This is a genomic window from Rhodoferax potami (genome assembly GCF_032193805.1).
In the GTDB taxonomy this organism is placed as follows: Bacteria; Pseudomonadota; Gammaproteobacteria; order Burkholderiales; family Burkholderiaceae_C; genus Allorhodoferax; species Allorhodoferax potami_A.
In genome coordinates, this window is record NZ_JAVBIK010000003.1 from 56,110 (window position 1) to 74,807 (window position 18,698).

At 56.3% G+C, this 18,698-nt stretch carries 14 protein-coding genes and 3 pseudogenes; all 17 read right to left on the reverse strand.

Annotated features, from left to right (window positions below):
* Positions 1 to 15: 15 nt before the first annotated feature.
* Positions 16 to 246: pseudogene (locus tag RAE19_RS18205) on the reverse strand (transposase); the annotation flags it as partial.
* A 619-nt stretch (positions 247 to 865) separates the two neighbouring features.
* The gene (locus tag RAE19_RS18210) at positions 866 to 1,834 is read right to left on the reverse strand and encodes an IS5 family transposase (protein WP_313876314.1); all 969 of its coding nucleotides are present in this window, start codon (positions 1,832 to 1,834) and stop codon (positions 866 to 868) included.
* Between the two features lie 67 nt (positions 1,835 to 1,901).
* On the reverse strand, positions 1,902 to 2,831 hold the full coding sequence (locus RAE19_RS18215; protein ID WP_313876315.1) for a hypothetical protein: 930 nt from the start codon (positions 2,829 to 2,831) through the stop codon (positions 1,902 to 1,904).
* A 75-nt stretch (positions 2,832 to 2,906) separates the two neighbouring features.
* Positions 2,907 to 3,737 carry a hypothetical protein gene (locus RAE19_RS18220; protein WP_313876316.1) on the reverse strand — a complete coding sequence of 277 codons (831 nt, stop codon included), beginning with the start codon at positions 3,735 to 3,737 and terminating at the stop codon, positions 2,907 to 2,909.
* A gap of 578 nt (positions 3,738 to 4,315) precedes the next feature.
* Complete coding sequence (locus RAE19_RS18225; protein WP_313876317.1) at positions 4,316 to 6,193, reverse strand: hypothetical protein; 1,878 nt, start codon at positions 6,191 to 6,193, stop codon at positions 4,316 to 4,318.
* Between the two features lie 72 nt (positions 6,194 to 6,265).
* A complete protein-coding gene (locus tag RAE19_RS18230; protein WP_313876318.1) occupies positions 6,266 to 6,541 on the reverse strand; it encodes an acyl carrier protein in 276 nt (91 codons plus the stop codon).
* Position 6,542: 1 nt separating this feature from the next.
* Complete coding sequence (locus tag RAE19_RS18235) at positions 6,543 to 7,730, reverse strand: beta-ketoacyl-[acyl-carrier-protein] synthase family protein (RefSeq protein WP_313876449.1); 1,188 nt, start codon at positions 7,728 to 7,730, stop codon at positions 6,543 to 6,545.
* Between the two features lie 52 nt (positions 7,731 to 7,782).
* Positions 7,783 to 8,355 (reverse strand): toxin-activating lysine-acyltransferase, encoded by a 573-nt coding sequence (locus tag RAE19_RS18240; RefSeq protein ID WP_313876319.1) that lies wholly within the window; start codon positions 8,353 to 8,355, stop codon positions 7,783 to 7,785.
* Between the two features lie 8 nt (positions 8,356 to 8,363).
* Positions 8,364 to 11,096 carry a calcium-binding protein gene (locus RAE19_RS18245; RefSeq protein ID WP_313876450.1) on the reverse strand — a complete coding sequence of 911 codons (2,733 nt, stop codon included), beginning with the start codon at positions 11,094 to 11,096 and terminating at the stop codon, positions 8,364 to 8,366.
* A 3-nt stretch (positions 11,097 to 11,099) separates the two neighbouring features.
* Positions 11,100 to 11,834, reverse strand: a pseudogene (gene tnpC, locus RAE19_RS18250) (IS66 family transposase); the annotation flags it as partial.
* Positions 11,835 to 11,942: 108 nt separating this feature from the next.
* The gene (istB, locus tag RAE19_RS18255) at positions 11,943 to 12,770 is read right to left on the reverse strand and encodes an IS21-like element helper ATPase IstB (RefSeq protein WP_313873548.1); all 828 of its coding nucleotides are present in this window, start codon (positions 12,768 to 12,770) and stop codon (positions 11,943 to 11,945) included.
* Entirely contained in the window at positions 12,767 to 13,840 is a 1,074-nt protein-coding gene (gene istA / locus RAE19_RS18260; RefSeq protein WP_430962508.1) for an IS21 family transposase, read from the reverse strand. Before istA ends, istB begins: the two co-directional genes overlap by 4 nt.
* Positions 13,841 to 13,937: 97 nt before the next feature.
* Positions 13,938 to 14,801: pseudogene (locus tag RAE19_RS18265) on the reverse strand (IS66 family transposase); the annotation flags it as partial.
* Between the two features lie 75 nt (positions 14,802 to 14,876).
* Positions 14,877 to 15,224 carry an IS66 family insertion sequence element accessory protein TnpB gene (tnpB, locus tag RAE19_RS18270; protein WP_313873004.1) on the reverse strand — a complete coding sequence of 116 codons (348 nt, stop codon included), beginning with the start codon at positions 15,222 to 15,224 and terminating at the stop codon, positions 14,877 to 14,879.
* Positions 15,224 to 15,562 carry a hypothetical protein gene (locus RAE19_RS18275; protein ID WP_313873005.1) on the reverse strand — a complete coding sequence of 113 codons (339 nt, stop codon included), beginning with the start codon at positions 15,560 to 15,562 and terminating at the stop codon, positions 15,224 to 15,226. The genes tnpB and RAE19_RS18275 overlap by 1 nt, the downstream gene beginning before the upstream one ends.
* Positions 15,523 to 17,802: a calcium-binding protein gene (locus RAE19_RS18280; RefSeq protein ID WP_313876320.1), complete on the reverse strand. Its 2,280-nt coding sequence runs from the start codon at positions 17,800 to 17,802 to the stop codon at positions 15,523 to 15,525. The genes RAE19_RS18275 and RAE19_RS18280 overlap by 40 nt, the downstream gene beginning before the upstream one ends.
* Positions 17,803 to 18,247: 445 nt before the next feature.
* The gene (locus RAE19_RS18285; protein ID WP_313876321.1) at positions 18,248 to 18,691 is read right to left on the reverse strand and encodes a hypothetical protein; all 444 of its coding nucleotides are present in this window, start codon (positions 18,689 to 18,691) and stop codon (positions 18,248 to 18,250) included.
* Positions 18,692 to 18,698 lie beyond the last annotated feature (7 nt).

Sequence of the window (18,698 nt, forward strand, 5' to 3'; positions counted from 1 at the left end):
CATACTGCGCGTGACAGCCTTGAGTTTCTCTTCCAGATACATCTTCTTAAGCCGCCGGTTCTCGTCTTCGAGTTCCTTCATGCGGGCCATCATGGATGTGTCCATGCCACCAAACTTGGCACGCCACTTGTAGAACGTGGCGGTGCTGATCCCCAACTCACGACAGATATCAGGAACCGGCAAACCGGCTTCAACACGCTTCAATGCAGCCATGATCTGGCTATCCGTAAATCTCGACTTCTTCACGTAGAACTTCCTTCTTAGAAAATTCTACTTCTCGGTCCTTTGGTTTATCGGGGGGATTACCGCGCTTTGTCTTGGCGGGACTCACGGAGTTCGGAGGTATCCGCGACGCGGCACCGGATTCGTGGGGACGTAGGGTCATTGAGAACAAGCTCAAGGTAGCTGCGAACAAGTTGCCTGAGGTGGCATACCTCTTGGAAGCGGGCTCAGACCGGGTGGGCGCCTTAGATGTGCGCCTCGCGCGGGATTCCAAGGCCACGGCACCGGTATCAGTTGAGACGGACCTGGCGCGCCTTCTGGAAGCAGCGGACCGCATAGAAAATGAGGAGTACGTCGGGAAGGACCTCGCCATGTACTTCGGGAATCTTGGGAGCGCCGGCGGCGCGCGCCCTAAAGCTTCCGTTCGCACTGATGACGGTATTCTCTGGCTCGCCAAGTTCCCCTCCAATTCGGACCGAGCTTGTAATGCTGTCCTAGGGAAGGTCTGCACAACAGCCTCAGGAGCTGCCGTTGAGGGGGACTTGTTCACATGATGAAACCGCCGCCGAATTTGGCGTCAATTTCCCCTTCTACGGGCATGTTTTAGCCCCCATTCGGGCTCTTGCCCGAATTGCGGGCGCACTCATGCCTGCAGGTCCTGCAAAATTCGTTTGCCCACCATCCACAGGTTCGATAGCGCGAACAGCGTGACCAGTTGCGCTGTGTTCTTGGCCAGACCCCGGTAGCGCACCTTGACGTGGCCAAACTGGCGCTTGATCACTCGAAACGGATGCTCGACCTTGGCGCGCACGCTGGCCTTGAGCTTTTCAGCTTGCTCAAGCAAGGCACCCCAGCCAATGCTGGCCAAGGCACGACGCTTGCCCGGACGCATGGCCACTTGCCACTGGACAGCGGTGGCCTCCGGGCGCTTGCCGGCACCCTGGTAGCCCGCATCGGCAAACACCACGCTCTCCTGGCCATGCAGCAGACCATGGCCTTGTGTGACATCGCTCACGTTGGCAGCCGTGCCGATCACGCTATGCACCAAGCCCGAGTCGGCATCCACGCCAATGTGCGCCTTCATCCCGAAGTACCACTGGTTGCCCTTCTTGGCCTGGTGCATCTCGGGGTCTCGCTCGCCCTCTTTGTTCTTGGTCGAGCTGGGCGCGGCGATCAAGGTGGCATCGACCACCGTGCCAGTCTTGAGCATCAGGCCCTTCTTGGCCAGCGTGGCGTTGATGGCGGCCATGATCTGAAGGCTCAGATCGTGCTCTTCGAGTAGGTGGCGAAAGCGCAGGATGGTGCTCTCGTCAGGCAGGCGGCTCAGGCCCGGGTCAAGCTGGGCGAACTGGCAGTACAGCGGCACATCGTGCAAGGCCTCCTCCATGGCCGGATCGCTCAGGCCGAACCACTGTTGCATGAAGTGAAGGCGCAGCATGGTCTCCACGGCAAAGGGCGGCCGGCCTGTCTTGCCAGACGGCGCGTGCGGCTGGATCAGCCCCACCAATTCCGCCCAAGGAACCACCAGGTTTATCTCGTCAAGGAACTCACGCTTGCGAGTGCGCTTGGTGGCCAACTCGAAACCAGCTGTGGCAAGGCCTTGTTGTTTCATGACCGTTTAACGCATGAGCTCGCCATCGGCTGACTTATGCAGACCTTCCCTAGGGGACGATTACCGATCACGGCTTAGGTCTGAGAGATTTTTCATTTAAACATTTCTCTGCTTTTTGGAATTCAGTGAGTGCGTCTTTCATGCCTATATTTCGTAGCAGATAGTCGTAGGACCCGAAGTTCTTCCAATTCCGGAGGCGATACCAGCGCTTCGCTCCCTTGACACTGTCCAGATCACCCAGCAGCTCCTTCGCTTGTTCCCAATTAGCGTGCGTTGACATCTCTCCAACTAACTTGGCCAGCGCCTGAACAACCACATTGTTTCTGCTTTTGACCATTGCTCTGATGTTCGTGCGGCCCCTGTGGTCCTCAATCAACAGCAATCTGGCACGATCAAATAAAATTACCTTGTTATTAACCAAGTCCCTAATTCCGTCCAGGTAGTTCTTAACCGTGTCGTAATTGCGCCTCTTCAGTGCCATGTAGAGCCCAGGAGTGCCTTCGCGCGTCTTGGCGGAAACGATCTCGGCGATCTGCTCTTGGCTCAGGCCCAAATCCTTAAGGCCGGACAGGAACTCCTTCACCGCGGAGTGATGGCCGTTCTGCAGTGCCATGTACAAACCAAACCCCAGTATCTCGAGACCTTTCTTTCCGAACTTCGGCTTCTTTAACCCAAAAATGACCATCACGCGCTGCACTTCCAGGATGTTGTTCGTGGTAAGCGCCTCAGAGAGGCAGAAAACTTGGTTCGTAAGATCTGGATCGACGAAGTGTCCAACACACGTTCTTGCCCAGTCTTTGTCTTCCTTAGGTACAAAGAGACTCAACACGCCCGCACCGTTACAGATTCGCACTCCATGGAAATCAAATTTGTCGAAGTCTAAATCGACAATCTGTTCAGGAAAAACCTTTAGATGGCTAACATTCGCTGAAACATTTGGTTCGTAGAGACCCAGATAGATCCTCCCATCGTCCAGGTGCTTAAGAAAAACCCTCATCGCATGACAGCCACCACTGGTATGGTACGTGACTGAAAACGACTGTTCTTTGCCGGGCTCCAATCGTTGCGCAAGTCAGTTCATGAGTTTACCGAAGTTACCTGGACTGAAGATGATCGAGGTGAATTCACTCCGCTCTGAAAGCTTTTCCAGATTATCGTATGTGAAGTTACTCACATTCTTATTCTTGATGTTGATGAGGAAATCCTTCGTATCTTTCTGTGCTGCCTGCTCCAAATGCCTGCATACCATGGGTTCTTTACTTCTAGGTGGAACGAGCTTACCGTTGAAGTTATCCAGGGAGTATTTTTGCTTATTGCTAAAAAAGGGATCGCCTCTTTTAAAAGCATCTGGGTCTTTTCCAAAAGGCTTGCGCCTATATGCGCTATCGCTCTGGTGTTTACATGTTTTATTTTCCCAGTATGTATCGGTTTGTTTTTTGCGTTCCTCGAGGAAGTCAGTGACTATTTTGGAAAGCCCCAAATGGTCCTGAATGCGAAATCCAGCATTGAGGAAACATTTGGCCAAACTGAGCTGCGCGCTCTCCGAAATATTCGGGTTGGCATCCAACAGTGTCAAGGTCTCTGTGCGGAGATTTTGGTGAGCCCATAGCAGTGAACCGATCGCCTGGGGGTGGCTTTCGGAAAACCGAAGGCAAAGACCTGCTATACTATTCAATTCAGTGTCTGGGACTTCGAGAGCTTCGAGTTGGGTCAGTTCGCTTTTCTTGATCAGTTCTTCTAGTTTTTGGTGATAGCTCGGGTCTTCCAGTCCGATTTCGAGCATGTCCGGTATGTCCGGTATGCCCGGTATGTCCGGTATGATCTGTGGGTTTTCCGGTTGGGTGTCACTTGGAATAACGGTTGTTTTGCGCAATTTAAAATTGGGTTCAGGAAAATTAGGCATAGAATCTCCATTTGATTTAGTCTGGGGCAAGAGATGCAACTTCGCCTGCGGTCGTCTTTTCTGACGCAGCCAGCGTCAATCGATTTATGTGTTAACAATCAGCTGAAGAGTCCAGCACCGTGCTGCGTGGTTATTGAGTGAGCGGTACCTGTGAAAAAGTTCTGTCGCAATAACAAATTTCCCCAGTCGCCGAAAAATCAAAGTTCAGCAGAACCGTCCTCGGCAGCGGCCTGCCTCCTAAAAGCTTCATTAGCGTACCTGCACCAACCCATTGAGGTTTTGGTGGTTATTTGATGCGAAGAAGCGTTCCTCGGGGTGCGGGTGCATATTCCGGACTCGGGGAAGATAGTTCACGGCCATGCGATTGAACCGTTTCCAGGTTATCGGTCTTCGTTGACTTCGTCGTAGTAATGAATGCATGCCGCCATGCGCGGCACGCTTCACTATGCTTGTGCGGCAGGGTTATGGCTTTTGGCCTTGCCTGCCTCCCCCCGTGCCCAACTTGGCTTCACCTCCAGGCAGTCCAAGTTTGACGCCGCACCCCCGCTGTATCAAATCGAGACTGCGTTTGACACCACCTAGTCAAATACAAAACCGCTGCTAAAAAGGGTTTTCTTTTCTTTGGGCTCATTCGCAAATATGGCGATCAGGTGATTTGTGATCGCCGTCTGCGCGGCGGGGATTCCGAGCACGCCACCATGGGTGGCAGTGTTTCCGCTGTGGAGACTCAATGTGACCTGTGAGCCCTTGGATTGCATCGTTGTCAGCAAGGTTTGGGTACTTGATGGAAGCACGGTCGTGTCTGCAGCGCCTTGAACCAACAAGGTGTTGCCGGGCAGTTTCATTTGTCCCGGTTCATTGCTATTCAACACACCAGCGATATAGGTTGTATTGATCGCTGAATTGATAACCCCTGTGTAGGCCGCAGGTGTCGCACCATTCGTCACTGCGTAGGTGCCGACATCGTTCGAGATCGAAGTGCTGAACTCCGTAAAGCATTCGGAGGCCACTTTGGCGTTATAGACAGCCAGCATACGGGGGCCAAAGACAGTGCTCGGCGTCACGGATGACGGCGTGCTCTGGGTTCCCTTGACGACGTAGGCCGCATAGAAGTTACTGATCCCTACTGCCTCGTAACCTGTGGTGTAGTTCACCGGATTCTGGGAGTTAGTCTGAATGCCTGACCACATGGCATTGAGTGATGCCTTCAAATTGGATGCCGGAGCGATGGCAACAGCGCCCTTGTAGGTAAGACTAGCCTCTTGTTTCTTAGCCAATCCCGCAAACTGTGCGCCAGCCAAGGCTGCATGCCCGCCCTGTGAATGACCCAGCGTAGCCCAGGCTCCGGAGAGTTGTGTTGTCATCAGTTTTTTGGCCCCAACCGCAGCCAAGGCCATGGATCGACCAGCACTCCCGAGATCGAGATAGGGATGTCCTGCATCGACTCCCATGGCGGTGCTTCCCAAGCCCTCGTAGTCCGGGGCAACTACAACATATCCTTGCGAAATCAGCTGCGCCACCACACCCGCATACCCCCAGTTTCCTGTGGCCTTCATGGTGACACTGGGGGCGCAGTCTTTGGCAACGCCTACTGTTCCATGCCCAAACACGACCAGTGGCCAGCCGCCGGGTGGCATGACAGACTTCGGCGTGAACAGCATGGCGCTAGCGTTGATTTGCTTGCCCATGGCGCTGGGCATTTTGTAAGCGAACAAGCGGCCTGTCGCCACTGAAGATAGCGTGAGCGGCATGTTCAGGGGATTTGCATCCTGAGACTCCAGGGCAATAGATCCGGCTGCGTCTTGCATCGCCTTGATCGCATCGTGCAGTTTTGTCAGGCGTTCCTGGGGGGTGGTCCCCACAGGCAAGTCCTTTTGCGCCTGCTGAAGTTGTGCTGCGAGTTGGCGTGCAGCACCATGAACCATGGTGTTTCCGGCCGCCACATGGTCTGCATAAGGGTTGGTGTCTGAGGGCAATCCCAGTTCTTCCAGCACACGCGCTTTTGCCGTGGCTGTGGACAGGTTGTCTGTTTTGACCTTGCCCACAATCAGCGTGGTGATGGGCGTCACTACTGCTGACTCCGAAGCGGGCGATGCCATGGTGTATGCCGACTTGCCGGCCGCCAGTAAGGTCAGACCACCGTCATCGGAGTCTTTGGCGGAATCAGAAATCTCGGCGATGACATTCAGTCCTGTGGTATCAATGCTACCGGGAGAGAGTTGGTATTTGCCAGCGCTGTCAGTGGTGGCAGTCGGTTCCCCCGCATCACATACCCCGTTGGAATTGACATCCAGACAAACTTTGGCGCCTTCAATGTAGCCATCGATAACCATGCCGGACAGGACGCTTGATGCAGAACTTCCTCCTCCACCGCCACCTCCACCACAGGCGGTCAGTAGTGCGACCGCTATAGAGGTCAAAGCGAAGGTTTGGAGCTTGGGGATAGAAGAAAACATTTTGGTAACTAGGCAATGTGTGTATTGATTTGCTGAAGGTGGTTTCCAGCAACGAAGGGATGATTTGGTGACTTAGGCGTTTTCTTGAACAGGTGGCACCTGCATAGAGCAGAGGATCAGCTCTAAGACGTCTTGGATGGATGCAAGCTGCACGCCCTGGTCCAAGGGGATGGTCATCTTGAGTTCATCCTCCAGCAGAAAGAACATCTCCGCGAGGTCCAATGAGTCCATCTGCAGGGTCTCAAAGCGGGTCTGCAAGCTGATGTCTTCGACTGGTTTTTTCAGGCGCTTGGCCAAAGTTTCGCAAATCAGCCTGGCAAGCGCGTCGCGGGTAAGGTTTGTGGACATTTCATTCATGGGCTTTGAATACGAGAGAAATATTCGTTCCTCCAAAGGCAAAACTATTCGAAAGGCAGACACCTGATAGCGGCAACGCCGTGGCCTTTAGAGGTGCCTTGAAACGAATTTGGGAGTCCAACTTCTGGACTCCCAAATTCGGGGGGCACTTCTTGAGGCGCAATGCATTGATGGAGAGAATGACTTCCATGGCACCGGCGGCACCCATCAAGTGTCCTGTAGCTCCCTTGGTAGAACTCACCAAAGCTTGCGTTTTGTCAAACAAAGCGTTGAGTGCTTCGATCTCTGAAGCGTCACCCGCTTTTGTTCCGGTGGCATGCGCGTTGACATAAGTCACCTCATCCGTCTGGACGCCTGCCTGCTGGAGTGCGGCGTACATGGAACGTAATTGCGGTTCAGCATGGGGGTGCGTGACGCAGTCAGGATCATTCACCTGGGCATAGCCCAAGCAATGGGCCAGTATCTGGGCACCACGCGCTTGCGCGTGGCTCTCACTCTCCAGCACAAGACAGGCTGCACCTTCACCTAGCACCAGGCCTTCACGACTTTGCTCAAAGGGTCCGAGCCAAACAGCCTTCGGATCATTGGGATTGAGTTTGGCCAACGCACCCAATGACTCCCAAGCTTTAACGACACCCGGAACGATCAAAGCTTCGGAGCCACCCACGATCGCCACGTCGCAACGTCCTTGGGCAATGGCCAGCATGGCTTCACCAATGGCCACAGCCGAAGATGCGCACGCGTTGGAATAGGTCATCACCGGGCAACTCAGCTTCGCCCATGATGCGATACCCGCTGCGCTGGCATGGCTCATGGCTTTGGGAACGGTCAAGGGAGACACCCTGCCGGACAGGTCCTGTCTGCCAAGGTACAGACGTTGGTAGGCATCATCCAGAGTGGCTGCACCACCGAAGCCGGTACCCCAAGCCAACATCCCGACCCCAAGCGGATCCAAGCCCGCCATCTGTACCGCCTGTTGAGCCGAGAACACGGACATTTGGGTCACCCGGTCCGCATCCTCAACCCGTCGGTCAAACTGCCCTTCTGGCAGACCTTGTGGGAGCTTGGCAGCCCAGAGATCCGTCGCACCCGGGAGTTCACATAGTCGGTGGCGAGAGATGGCCGTTTTACCAGCAAACACCTGAGCAAGGTACTGGACACCCCAACCATACGCAGACACAGCGCCCCAGCCCGTAACGACGACGGGGCGACTTAACGTGGTACTCAAGGAATCAACCTACCTGAGCCGGAGTGTTCAACTGCGCTCGATGCTCTGCGCGCTTTGACGCTCCCTCCAGATCCACGGGAGGATTCAGTTTCGGATTCTGGGCTTTAGCAGTGGCCTGTGCTCCGTGGATGTAGATGATCTGCATCTCATCAGACCCAGGTTTCACGCGTAATGCCCGTCCTACCTCGTCTTTGAACAAGCCTTCGCGCAGGTCTTTCATGACCAATGCGCTGTCACCGAAGGGGGCGATCCAGTCCACGATCCAGCCACGCTCGCCGCTGGTCCAGTCCTTGGGGTTCAGGCTGCGGGGATTGAGCACATAGCCTTCTTCTACTTCCTTGGACATACGGGCCCAAGCCACGTAAGCCACAGGCCGTCCGTCGCGGCGGTATAGACGGCACTGCTTGTGCATCAAGGCCGGCACCACCCACTGAAAGATGCTGGCCATGCGCCAACCCTTGTGCAACGGAGAGTGCGCCATCAGCCACACGATCTCCCCCAACATCGTCATGTTGGTGGAGTCGGCCTGAACAGCAGGCGCTGCTGCGCCCGCGGTAGTCGCGGTGTTCTGCTTCATAAGTCTCCTTAGGCGGCAGCAACCCAGGCCGAGTTCACGGCAGAGCGCACACTGCCCGGCAACTCAACCGCATTCACGCCATAGGCGGACTGACCGTCATTGGGCGTGAATCCATTCATCGCATTCACCAAGGTTTGCACCTTGTTGTAGGTCAGTAGCTCTCCGCCCACTTCAAAGCCATACACGTAGCGCTGCGCAGTGTCGGTCTGTGCACGCTTGATGGCGTCGTCGCTGTAGTACCAGCTCTTGAAGGTCATGGTGTCCGTCGCACCCAGCAAGCGCATGGTCAAGTCGTTGCCCACCCGCTCGAACCAGAGAGATTCTTTGGTCACCCCGTCCTCGAGCTGGATCACATCAGTTCCATTGATGTCGGCTTGTTCGCTACCGATATAGGTGTCGTTTCCGTCTCCAAAACCAAAGCGGTAGGTATCAAACCCGGCACTCGCTTGGTAGGTGTCATTGCCCGCATCACCCATCAGAAGATCATCGCCCGCGCCGCCGTTGAGGATGTCGTCTCCTTTACCGCCAGCCAGCACATCACGGCCTTCGTCGCCAAACAGGGAGTCGTTGCCAGCGTCACCGACCACGATGTCGTTGCCTGTTCCACCGTACACCGTGTCATTGCCCAGACCGCCGGATAGCAAGTCGTCATCGGCTTCACCGAAGATGGAGTCGTTGCCCGAGCCGCCCTGTACAAAGTCTTTGCCAGCACCTGCGCGCAGGGTGTCATTGCCTGCAAAGCCATCCATCCAGTCCGCACCCGCGGAGCCAGTCAAGGTGTCCGCGGTGTCCGCACCGTCCTGGCCCAGATAGGTGTTGGTGATTCCGGAGACATCAAAGTCTTTGCCATCAAAGAACTGGAACACTTCCACCCGGTTGTTGGTGTTCGACCAGTTCTTCATGGTTACCGAGTCGGTCAATGCCGACAAGACACCTTCCGGGTTGTTGCGATCCCGCAGGTAAACCACCATGTCTTCGCCAGAGCGCTTGAGCACCAGGTCTTCCATGGTGATGTTGCTGCCAAACAGCAGCTTGTCACCGCCCGGGCGGGTCTTGTCCGTCCCGATGCCAGCACTTCCGCTGTCATTCAGGGTGTCCTTACCATCCCCACGACCAAAGATGTACACATCATCTCCAGCACCACCGTTCAAGGTGTCCGCACCGGCAGCGCCGTGCAAGATATCTGCGGCTGACGAGCCAGTCAGAGTGTCGTTACCAGCACCGCCGCCCAGCCAGGTGGCCACGTTGGCATCTGCGGTCAAGACGTCGTTACCGACGGTACCTTTGCGGGCATCGGCGATATCGCCAATGTCGACCGCGAAGTCGTTGATGAAACGCAGGTTCTCAATCCGGTACTCAGGGGTATTCCAACCCTTGATCGTGATGCTGTCAGTGACTTCCGTTCCTGTGAGCGGAAGCAGAGAGATCACCATATCGCTTCCGTTGCGCGAGAGCATGATGTCGGAGATGTCAATGTTGCGACCGAACTGGAGGGTGTCTTCGCCACCGTCTACGGCTCGCAGCACGCTGCGATAGCCAGTACGGGTCTCGTTTACCCAAACTTGGTAGCTGCTCTTGCCGTCAGTTTGGGTCCGCTGCACCTGTTCGGTATAGGTGTAAGACTGTTGCACTGTTTCGGTACCCAATGCCGCTTCATTGATGGTGTCCCTGCCATCACCGCGGTTGAAGTGGTACACATCGTTGCCCCGCCCACCGTTCAAGATATCGTTGCCCAGACCACCGGTGATCACATCGTTGCCGTTGCCACCATTGATGGTGTCAGCCCCGGAGCCACCGATCAGGTAGTCCACGCCTTCGCCACCTTCCAGAGTGTCATCTCCCGCACCACCAAACAGGTCATCATTGCCGTCGCCCCCATTCAGCTGATCGTTGCCTACGCCACCAATCAGGTAGTCATTGCCGGCCAAACCGTTGAGGGTGTCGTTGCCTGCACCACCGGAGAGCAAGTCGCCACCCGCATGCCCCGTCAGGGTGTCATTGGCCCCATAGCCACTGGCAACTTGATCGATGTTGCTCATATTCAGGGTCAAACCATCAGCGAACCCGAAGGTCTCAATACGGTTCTTGGCATTGCTCCACTGTTTGACGGTCACTTGGTCATCCATATCAGCGAGCAAGGTGTTGGCCTCTTCGCGCAAGCCCACCACCAAGTCAGCGCCTGACATCGCAAAGAACAAATCATCCAGTACGATGCCTTGGCCGAACTGCAGGCTGTCTTTGCCACCGTCGTCCTGTACGGTCCGGACCTTTGTGTCGGTGCGGAAGTGGAACACCCAATTGCCTCCCTTGGCATACCTTTCGTCGTAGTGCCCCGCATATACCGTTTCGTAGTACACCTCTTGGTGTTCCGCGTTGTCGAAGATTTCATCCTTGCCGTCCCCACGGAAGTAGAAGTAGGTGTCGTCACCGCCACCACCTTGCAGGAAGTCAGCCCCGGCACCGCCCAGCAACATGTCTTTGCCCGCACCACCGCGCAAGGTGTCGTTGCCATCCATGCCGACCAGCACGTCGTCACCGTCGCCGCCTTCCAGCACATCGTTGCCGGCTTCGGCGATCAGATAATCGTTTCCGTCACCACCGATCAAGGTGTCATTGCCTGCACCGGCAAACAAGAAGTCCTTGTCTGCTCCGCCGTCCAGCCGGTCATCGCCGGTGCCACCCACCAGAATGTCTTTACCGGCACCGCCGGTCAGGGGTAACCGGTCACTGTCCGGCGTTATTGCCTACGTTACCAAACCGTGTAATGGTGAACGCAATGGATTCTCGGCGAAGTGCTGCTTCCATTGACGAGGCGTCAGTTCTGAAACTCTGGAGGCGGGGTGGTGGCCTACGCGTTGCAAGACATCAACCAGGTAGGTGTAGGGGTCAATGTCATGTAAACGGCATGTCACGATCAGGCTCTGCATGATGCCCGCGCGCTTGGCGCCCACCTCCGTCCAGCAGAATAACCAATTGCGCCTGCCCATTGGTATCGCGCGCAAGGCGCGTTCCAGATGGTTCGTATCCATGGCCACATCCGCATCGCCCAGAAACACCTGCAGTTGCGCGCGGCGCTCGCGTGCATAGGCCAATGCCTTGGTCAACGGATTGCTGGGCAGGAAGCCTTGCCGCTCGAACTGCAAATCCACCCATTCAAAGAAGTTCTGCACCAGCGGTTTGCTGTGGCTTAGACGGTGCTCTCGTTTGGCATCCCCGTAGAGGTCACGTTCACGAATGGCTTCTTCCTGGGCGTAAATCTCGCCAATTTGCTGCAGCGCCTGGCCAGCGGCCTGTGGCTCGGCCCCTAGAGCTTCAAAGAAGCCACGCCTGCAGTGCGCCCAGCATTGGGCATGCGTAATGCCGGTCTTGGCAGCGTAACGTGCATAGGCCTCATAGCCGTCAGTGAGCAACACGGCATCTGTGGCCCCTGGCAGCCCCAATGCCTGCTGTACGTGCTCGTGGCGGCGCGACTCGAAATAGGTGTCAAACGCAGTCTCGATTTGATACAACTGTGGAACGCAAACGCGGCGTGGATTTGATACACCGTTATGTGGGGTGATTGGTTGTTTTGTCTTTGCTTGGCGCCTCTAGGCTGCTTGCTCCTCCTGTGTATCAAGGTGACTGCGTTTTCGTTTGAGTAGGGCATTGCTGCTGGCGGCAATCACACCGGCACGCCGCTTATCTTTCAGGCGATAGGAGTCTCCTGAGATCGGGACCACATGGGCGTGGTGGAGCAGTCGGTCAAGTAGCGCCGCTGTCAGCGTTGCATCGTCTGCAAATGTCTGGTCCCATTGCCCAAACGGCAGATTGGAGGTCAGGATGAGACTTCCCACTTCATAGCGTTTGGCAATGACTTGGAACAGAAGATTCGCCTGTTCCCGATTCATGGGTAGGTACCCGACTTCGTCAATGATCAACAGCCGGTAGGGACGCACGATGCGTTTGATAGCCTCTTCCAGGGTGTTCTGCCGTAGTGCCGTGCTCAGTGTCATCAGCAGATCTGCCGCCGTGATGAAACGCGTCTTGATTCCAGCCTGGGTTGCCCTGTAGCCCAAGGCGATGGCCAAGTGGGTTTTGCCCACCCCACTGGCGCCCAGCAAGACCACGTTCTCGCTGCGCTCCACGAAGGCCAGACTGCCAAGCTCCTGCACCAGAGTTTTGGGCACACCGCTGGCAAACTGGAAGTCAAACTCATCGAGCGTCTTGATGGCGGGGAAGCCCGCTATGCGCGTGAGCATGGCGCGCGTTCTCTCCACCCTGGCCAGAGCCTCGCCACGCAAGGCTTGCTCCAGGAACTCCAGGTACCCCAGCTCTTTCTTGGCCGCCATTTGCCCCAAGTGGGCAAGCTGATCGGGTAAGTTGAGCAGGCGCAGCTGATCACACAGTTCACGCAGTCTTTCCATTTGCAGGCTCATGGTCGTCCTCCTGCTGAGGCTTGGTTGTGCACCAGCGTGTCATACATCGCCAGAGGATGCTGCAGGCCTCGCCATGCCGCGGCTGGAATTGGCCGGACTGCTGCGCCGCTACCGGTGACTTTTTGTAATTGACGCACTGTTCGCCCACTGTAGGCGCTGGGGATGGCCAGCAGATGTGCGCGCTCAGTTTGCAAAGCCAGTGCCGGCACACACCCAGTGGTTCCGTGGATCCGCACATTGGCAACGTCACGCAGCCAGGTGCGCATTTCCCGATTGGCTGTGTCCGCGTCCACCACCAAGCCTTGCTGCTTCATACTCGCCACCAATGGCACCCAGAAGCTGCGCCGGATGTAGCCATTCATGCGTTCGACTTTGCCCTTGGTCTTGGCCCGATAGGGCTTGCACACCCGCGGCACAAAGCCATGGTGGTGCGCAAAGTCAGCAAAGGCACCCTGGAACTGGTGCAGGTTCTTGCCGTAGGCGTCACGCTTGAGGATGACGGTCTTCATGTTGTCGTACAGCACTTCACGGGTGACTCCACCAAAGCTCTCGAACGCCCTGACATGGCACGCCAGTAGTGTCTCCAGCTTCATGTCTGTGACGAACTCCGCGAAGGTCGCCCGGCTGTGGCCCAGCGTTGCCACAAACGCCGCCAACATGCCGTCTTTATGCCCAGCCTTGCGGAACTCGATCCAGTCCATCTGCATTTGCTCACCGGGCTGGGTCTCGAACCGCACAACCGGATCCGGGCGCGCCTGTGGACGCAACTCCTTGAGGTACTCCTGCAGGATGCGCACGGAGCCCGTATACCCCTGTGCGGCAATCTCACGCTGCAGCACCGTTGCTGGAATCCAATCAGGCTTGGCCGCCTGAATACGTCCAGCCAGGTAGTCCTTGAATGGATCGAGCTTGCTCTTACATGCCGGCAGTTTCTTCATGGCCGGCGGACCACCCTCCAAATACTTACGCACCGTGTTGACTGCCATACCAGTTTGCACCGATATCTCGCGCAAGCTCAGCCTGTGTTTCCTTAATACCTTGAGTTCCATGTACTCCTCGTTCGTAATCATTGCCAGTCCCATCCATGGTTCGGATGGCTTGGCACGTTAGTCGAGGTGTATCAATTCCTCACCGCGTTCTCGTGTCATTTTCATACTGCGCGTGACAATAGGCAAAGCACACCTCATCGAGTTCGCCGTACACAGGCCAGAAGTAGGCCGCCTTCATCTTGCCGGGCCCACTGCGCCCGGCCTTGATGGGGGTCTCGTCCATTGCCTTGACCCGGCTGTTGCGGATCGACTCGAGCTGCGTGTCGTAAATCGGCTCCAGCAGGGAAATGGTCTTTTGCGCCAGTTGCGTCAGCCACGCCCGGCTGAGTTTGAAGCCCGCTTGGCTCAGGCGCTGGTGCTGCCGGTACAGCGGAATGTGCCAGGCAAACTTGTCAACAACAACGCCTGCGAGCAAGCTCACGTCAGCGCGGCTGCCCTCAATGATGCCTGTTGGCGCGCCCGCACAGTGCAGGGTTTGCGTGTCGTGGCGCTTGATGACAGAGCGCACATACTTCAGCACCACATAGGCACCGGGGCGCTGTGCCAAGCGGTGGCTGACCTTCTGGCTGACAACCTCGTACTGATCGGGCGAGAGGTCTTTGGTCTCGGGGTTGGCCAGCTCGATGGTGTGCACGGGCACCTTGGTTTCGTCAAAGAACGATGCGGGCGTGCCCTCGTCGGCAAAGTTGCTGCGGGGTTTGCGTCGCTGGTGTGCAGGGATGGTGTTGGAGTCGGAGTCGGCTTCGGGCGCATCAGTGGCAGGGAGGTCGCCCAGGAGTTGCCCCAGGTGCATTTGCTGCGCATCGGGCAAGGGTGCAAAGCGCTCGCTCTTCTTGCCAAAGAGTTGGCGTTTGAACCATTCGAGCTGCTGCTCCAGCGCGCTGATGCTGGCGGCCTGTGCTTGCAGTGTCTGCGCGATGCTCTGCGGCGACAGCCCCATGACCGTTTCGACGGTAAATGTGGGAGTGCTGGTATTGGGCATCGACATGGGCCTTATCTTGCGGCCTTTAGGGACAAAGCAAAAGAGTGCTTCTCCGGATTGAAAATGGGCACATCGTCACCTCCGCGCAGGGTGTTGGTAGCGTTTGTGGCGTCGGCGCACTTCGATGCCTTCGAGCATCAGTTTGAGCGCCGTGCAGTCGATCTCGCCACTGCCGCCTTGAACGCCTTTACGGGAGAACTTGCCGCTCTCCAAACGCTTGCACCACAGGCACCAGCCGCTGCGGTCAAAGTACAGCACCTTCATCTGTGTTTGCCGCCGGTTGATGAAAACAAACATGTGTCCGGCCAGCACATCCACTTCAAACCCCTGGCGTGCCAGAGCGTACAAGCCGTCGTAGGACTGGCGCATATCGGCAGCTTGGCCATACAGGAACACGCGAATGCGGCCCTCGGGAAAGAACATTACCGGCGTACCAGATGCAAACTCATGCCCGAGCCGAGTTCGATGCGTAACTCCATGGCTCCATTGCCGCTGCCGTGCACTCCAGCAAGGTCGCCCAGATCAACGAACGCCGCCTTCGGCACGGTGGTGGGGGCTACCTTGTTCGTTCGCAGCGGGGACGCGATTCCCCTCTGTTTATTCCTAAGCGTGCGTCGGCGAGCAAGGCTGCTGCGACTGATGCCTTCGCGGCTGCAAAATTCATCTATCGTCAATCCAGCGCGGTCAAAACGATCCAGTACCTCAGCCCAAGTCTGTTCACTCAACACTGCACGCCTGAGCACGCTCTGCGTCTCTTCCATATCCGACCCCGTCCTGTTTGTTGATCAGGGCGCATTCTTTGGTACCTGCAATCAGTTCGCAAGAACGCCGGACAGTGACCGGTTACGGTCAGGGTGTCGTTGCCGCCACCACCAGACATGAAGTCACCATCCGCTGTGCCGCTCAAGGTGTCATTGGCACCCATGCCGCTTTGGGCGTTGACGATCTGGCTGAAGTCCAGCAGGTTGCCATCGGTAAACGCAAAGTTCTCAATCCGGTTCTTGGTATCTGCCCAGCCTTCTATGGTCACGCTGTCTGCAGACAGGGCGTTCTCGTTGTCGCTTGCGCGCAAGGCAACCACCATGTCCTCGCCCACGCGGGACAAAACCAGGTCCTGCACCGAGATGCCCAGCCCGAACTGCAGGGTGTCAATGCCACCATCGACTTCGCCAAAGACGTCGCGGTAGCCCACGCGGTTCTCCATGCGAGTGGCCGCCCGGTAGCCACTGCGCAGTTCGTTGACGTAGCTGCCGCTCTTGCCGTCGCCGCGGTAGACGCTTTCGTAATAGTTGTACTGCTCGCTGTAGGAGACTTGCTCCTGATAACTGTATTTCTCTTTGTACCAGTCTTCTGCGTAATCGAGGATCCGGTCAGCACCATCGCCACGGTTGAGCACGTACACGTCGTCACCGGCTCCACCCTCTAGACGGTCGGTACCCGCGCCACCGGACAACACGTCAGCGCCTGCACCTGATTTGAGGGTGTCGTTTCCGGCGCCACCTAACAAGACGTCTTCGCCACCAGCCGTGATCAAGGTGTCATTGCCTGTGCCACCGTCGAACACATAGTTCACGGCATTGTTCTTACCCGTAATGCCGTCATTGGCACTGCCTGCCAACACCGACTCAACATTGATGTCATCGGCCACCAGATTCAACTGGCTGTTATCCAGCACCACGAGGCTGTCATAGCCATCGCCACCATTGATGCGGGTGGACTTGGCGGTGCCTGTGAGCGCAGATAAAGCTGCAAGGTCCGCGCCGTCTACAAACAGTTGGTCGTTGCCCGCACCGCCTTGCAGTTGGTCTGCGCCTTCGCCACCGAGCAAGATGTCGTCCCCCGACCCTCCCAGCAGGGTGTCGTTACCAGCGCCACCATCCAACAAGACTTCCGTGGTTTTGCTGCTGGCGTTCAATACGTTGGCACCGGCATTGCCACTGGCGCCCACCCACAGTTTGGCGTCGGTTTCAGTGCCCAGATGGAAGTTGGCGTTGCCTTCGGTGGCGCCGATGTTGCGGTAGTGCAGGGCGCTGCCGCTCTCAAACTCGACCACCGTGTTGCCTGCTGCATCGGTACGGGTGCGGTAGCCCAGGTCGTTGTAAGCTAGAGATACGTCTGCACCTTGGATCATCTTGCCGTCTGCACGCTGGATGTCGAACAGGCCGTGGATGACGCTGCCGTCATCCAGACTGAGCTTGGTGCCGTCTTTGACCTTGAGGTTGAAACTCTTGATGCCGGCTTGGGCCAGGGTTTGCATTTCTCCGGTGTCGACCACTCCGTTGGAGTTGGCGTCCTTCCAGACCTTGAAGTCTGCATAGCGCGCATCCCGGGCATCCAGCACGCCGTCGTGGTTGCTGTCAAAGGTGGCGGCCAGCCCTTCGAGGTCGGTGTCGCCTTCTGCGGCTGTCCACTTGGCAAAGGCGATTTCTTTGCTTTGGGTGATTTGGTTGTCGTTGCCTTCGTCGATGACCAGAATGCCGTCTTGGGGGCCTGCCCAGGCGGTGGTTTCTGCGTAGCCGTCGTCGTCTGCGTCAAAACAGGCTGAACTATGGCCGTTGAGATAGAGGTCAATGCCGTTGCCATCCAAGTCAATGATGATCGGTGCAAGGCTTCCACCGTGCTCACCCATGCCAAAACCACTACCCTCGGTCGTATTGCCTGCCCAACCGTTGTAGCCACCGAATTCGTTAGATTCGGATCTCCAGCTGCTGCTGGAGTTGGTGTATGCGATTTCACTGGCCCTGAAGGCTTCAACTAGGGCCCTCGCTTGGGCTTCAGCTGCCGCTTTTGCTTCAGCGGCTCTTCTATCAGACTCAATTTTTGCCTGGGAGCGTTTGCTAGATTCGCTTACATCAATGGCGGAGCTAAGAGAGGATTTTTCCTGCTGATCCAAGACCTGTCCCATTGCAGTTTGCTGGCTTGCCAGCTTGCGTGCAGCCGCATCTTCGGCAAATGTTCTATACGGTCGATCAATCACTGCTGCAGACTGTGAAGCGTCCAATCTGCGAGGATCGTTGTAGCTCTTCCCCAGATAGCCGACTTGTGGAGGATTTTTAACCGCGTCATATAACTGCACGCCGCCAGCACCTAGACCGACAACCCCCAACACGGTGCCCGTTACTGGTGCCCCAAGGACAGCAGCACCGAGTCCAAGAATAGAAGTCCCACTACCAACTACATTTGCCCAATCGCCGGTACCCCACTTTTTCTCACTGTCTAATGTCGATAAACTGGCCACCCCGAGCAGCGCCCCCACAGCTGGCACACCCCTGCTCCAAACCGCATTTGATGCTTGCAACGATTTGGTACCCAAATCAAATGAGGCATGCACTGTCTGCGCAGTACCTAGTCCAATATTTACGTAGCTAGGGTTTCCTTGTTTGTCAAAAGCAGTTGCCGCCCCATTGCTGGCATTAACAAATATGGAACCACCCGCAACAACGGCATCAGTTTTTGGAGGCATGATCTTTCCTTTCTCGTAAGAAACGTTCAAATAGCATAAGCAAGAAACCGAAGATACAAAGTGCTGCTATTGCCGCATGGGTTTTAAAGCGTCCGTACGTCCAGTTCTTCTGTACTTCGCTCCGCGGTGCGAAAAACGCACCGTTTGCACAGCTGAAGTCCCATATGCGAAATCGCTTGAATGGTACAAAGCGCAAATAATTCCCAGAAACAACCACCTGCTTGCAAGTCAAAACTATCTTGTGGACAGGCTCTTCAAACAGCCTCGTTTTGAAGCCTCCAAAATAGGTAACAAAGACAGGAAACTCAGCGTCAACAACTTCTCCATCTGTGAGCCTGATTTGCATATGAGGGTTTCGCACATTGGTTGTGATTACCTCTCCATACAGCGTTTGTAGGTCTTGTTTTACGGGAACGTCATAGTTCATTAGCGAG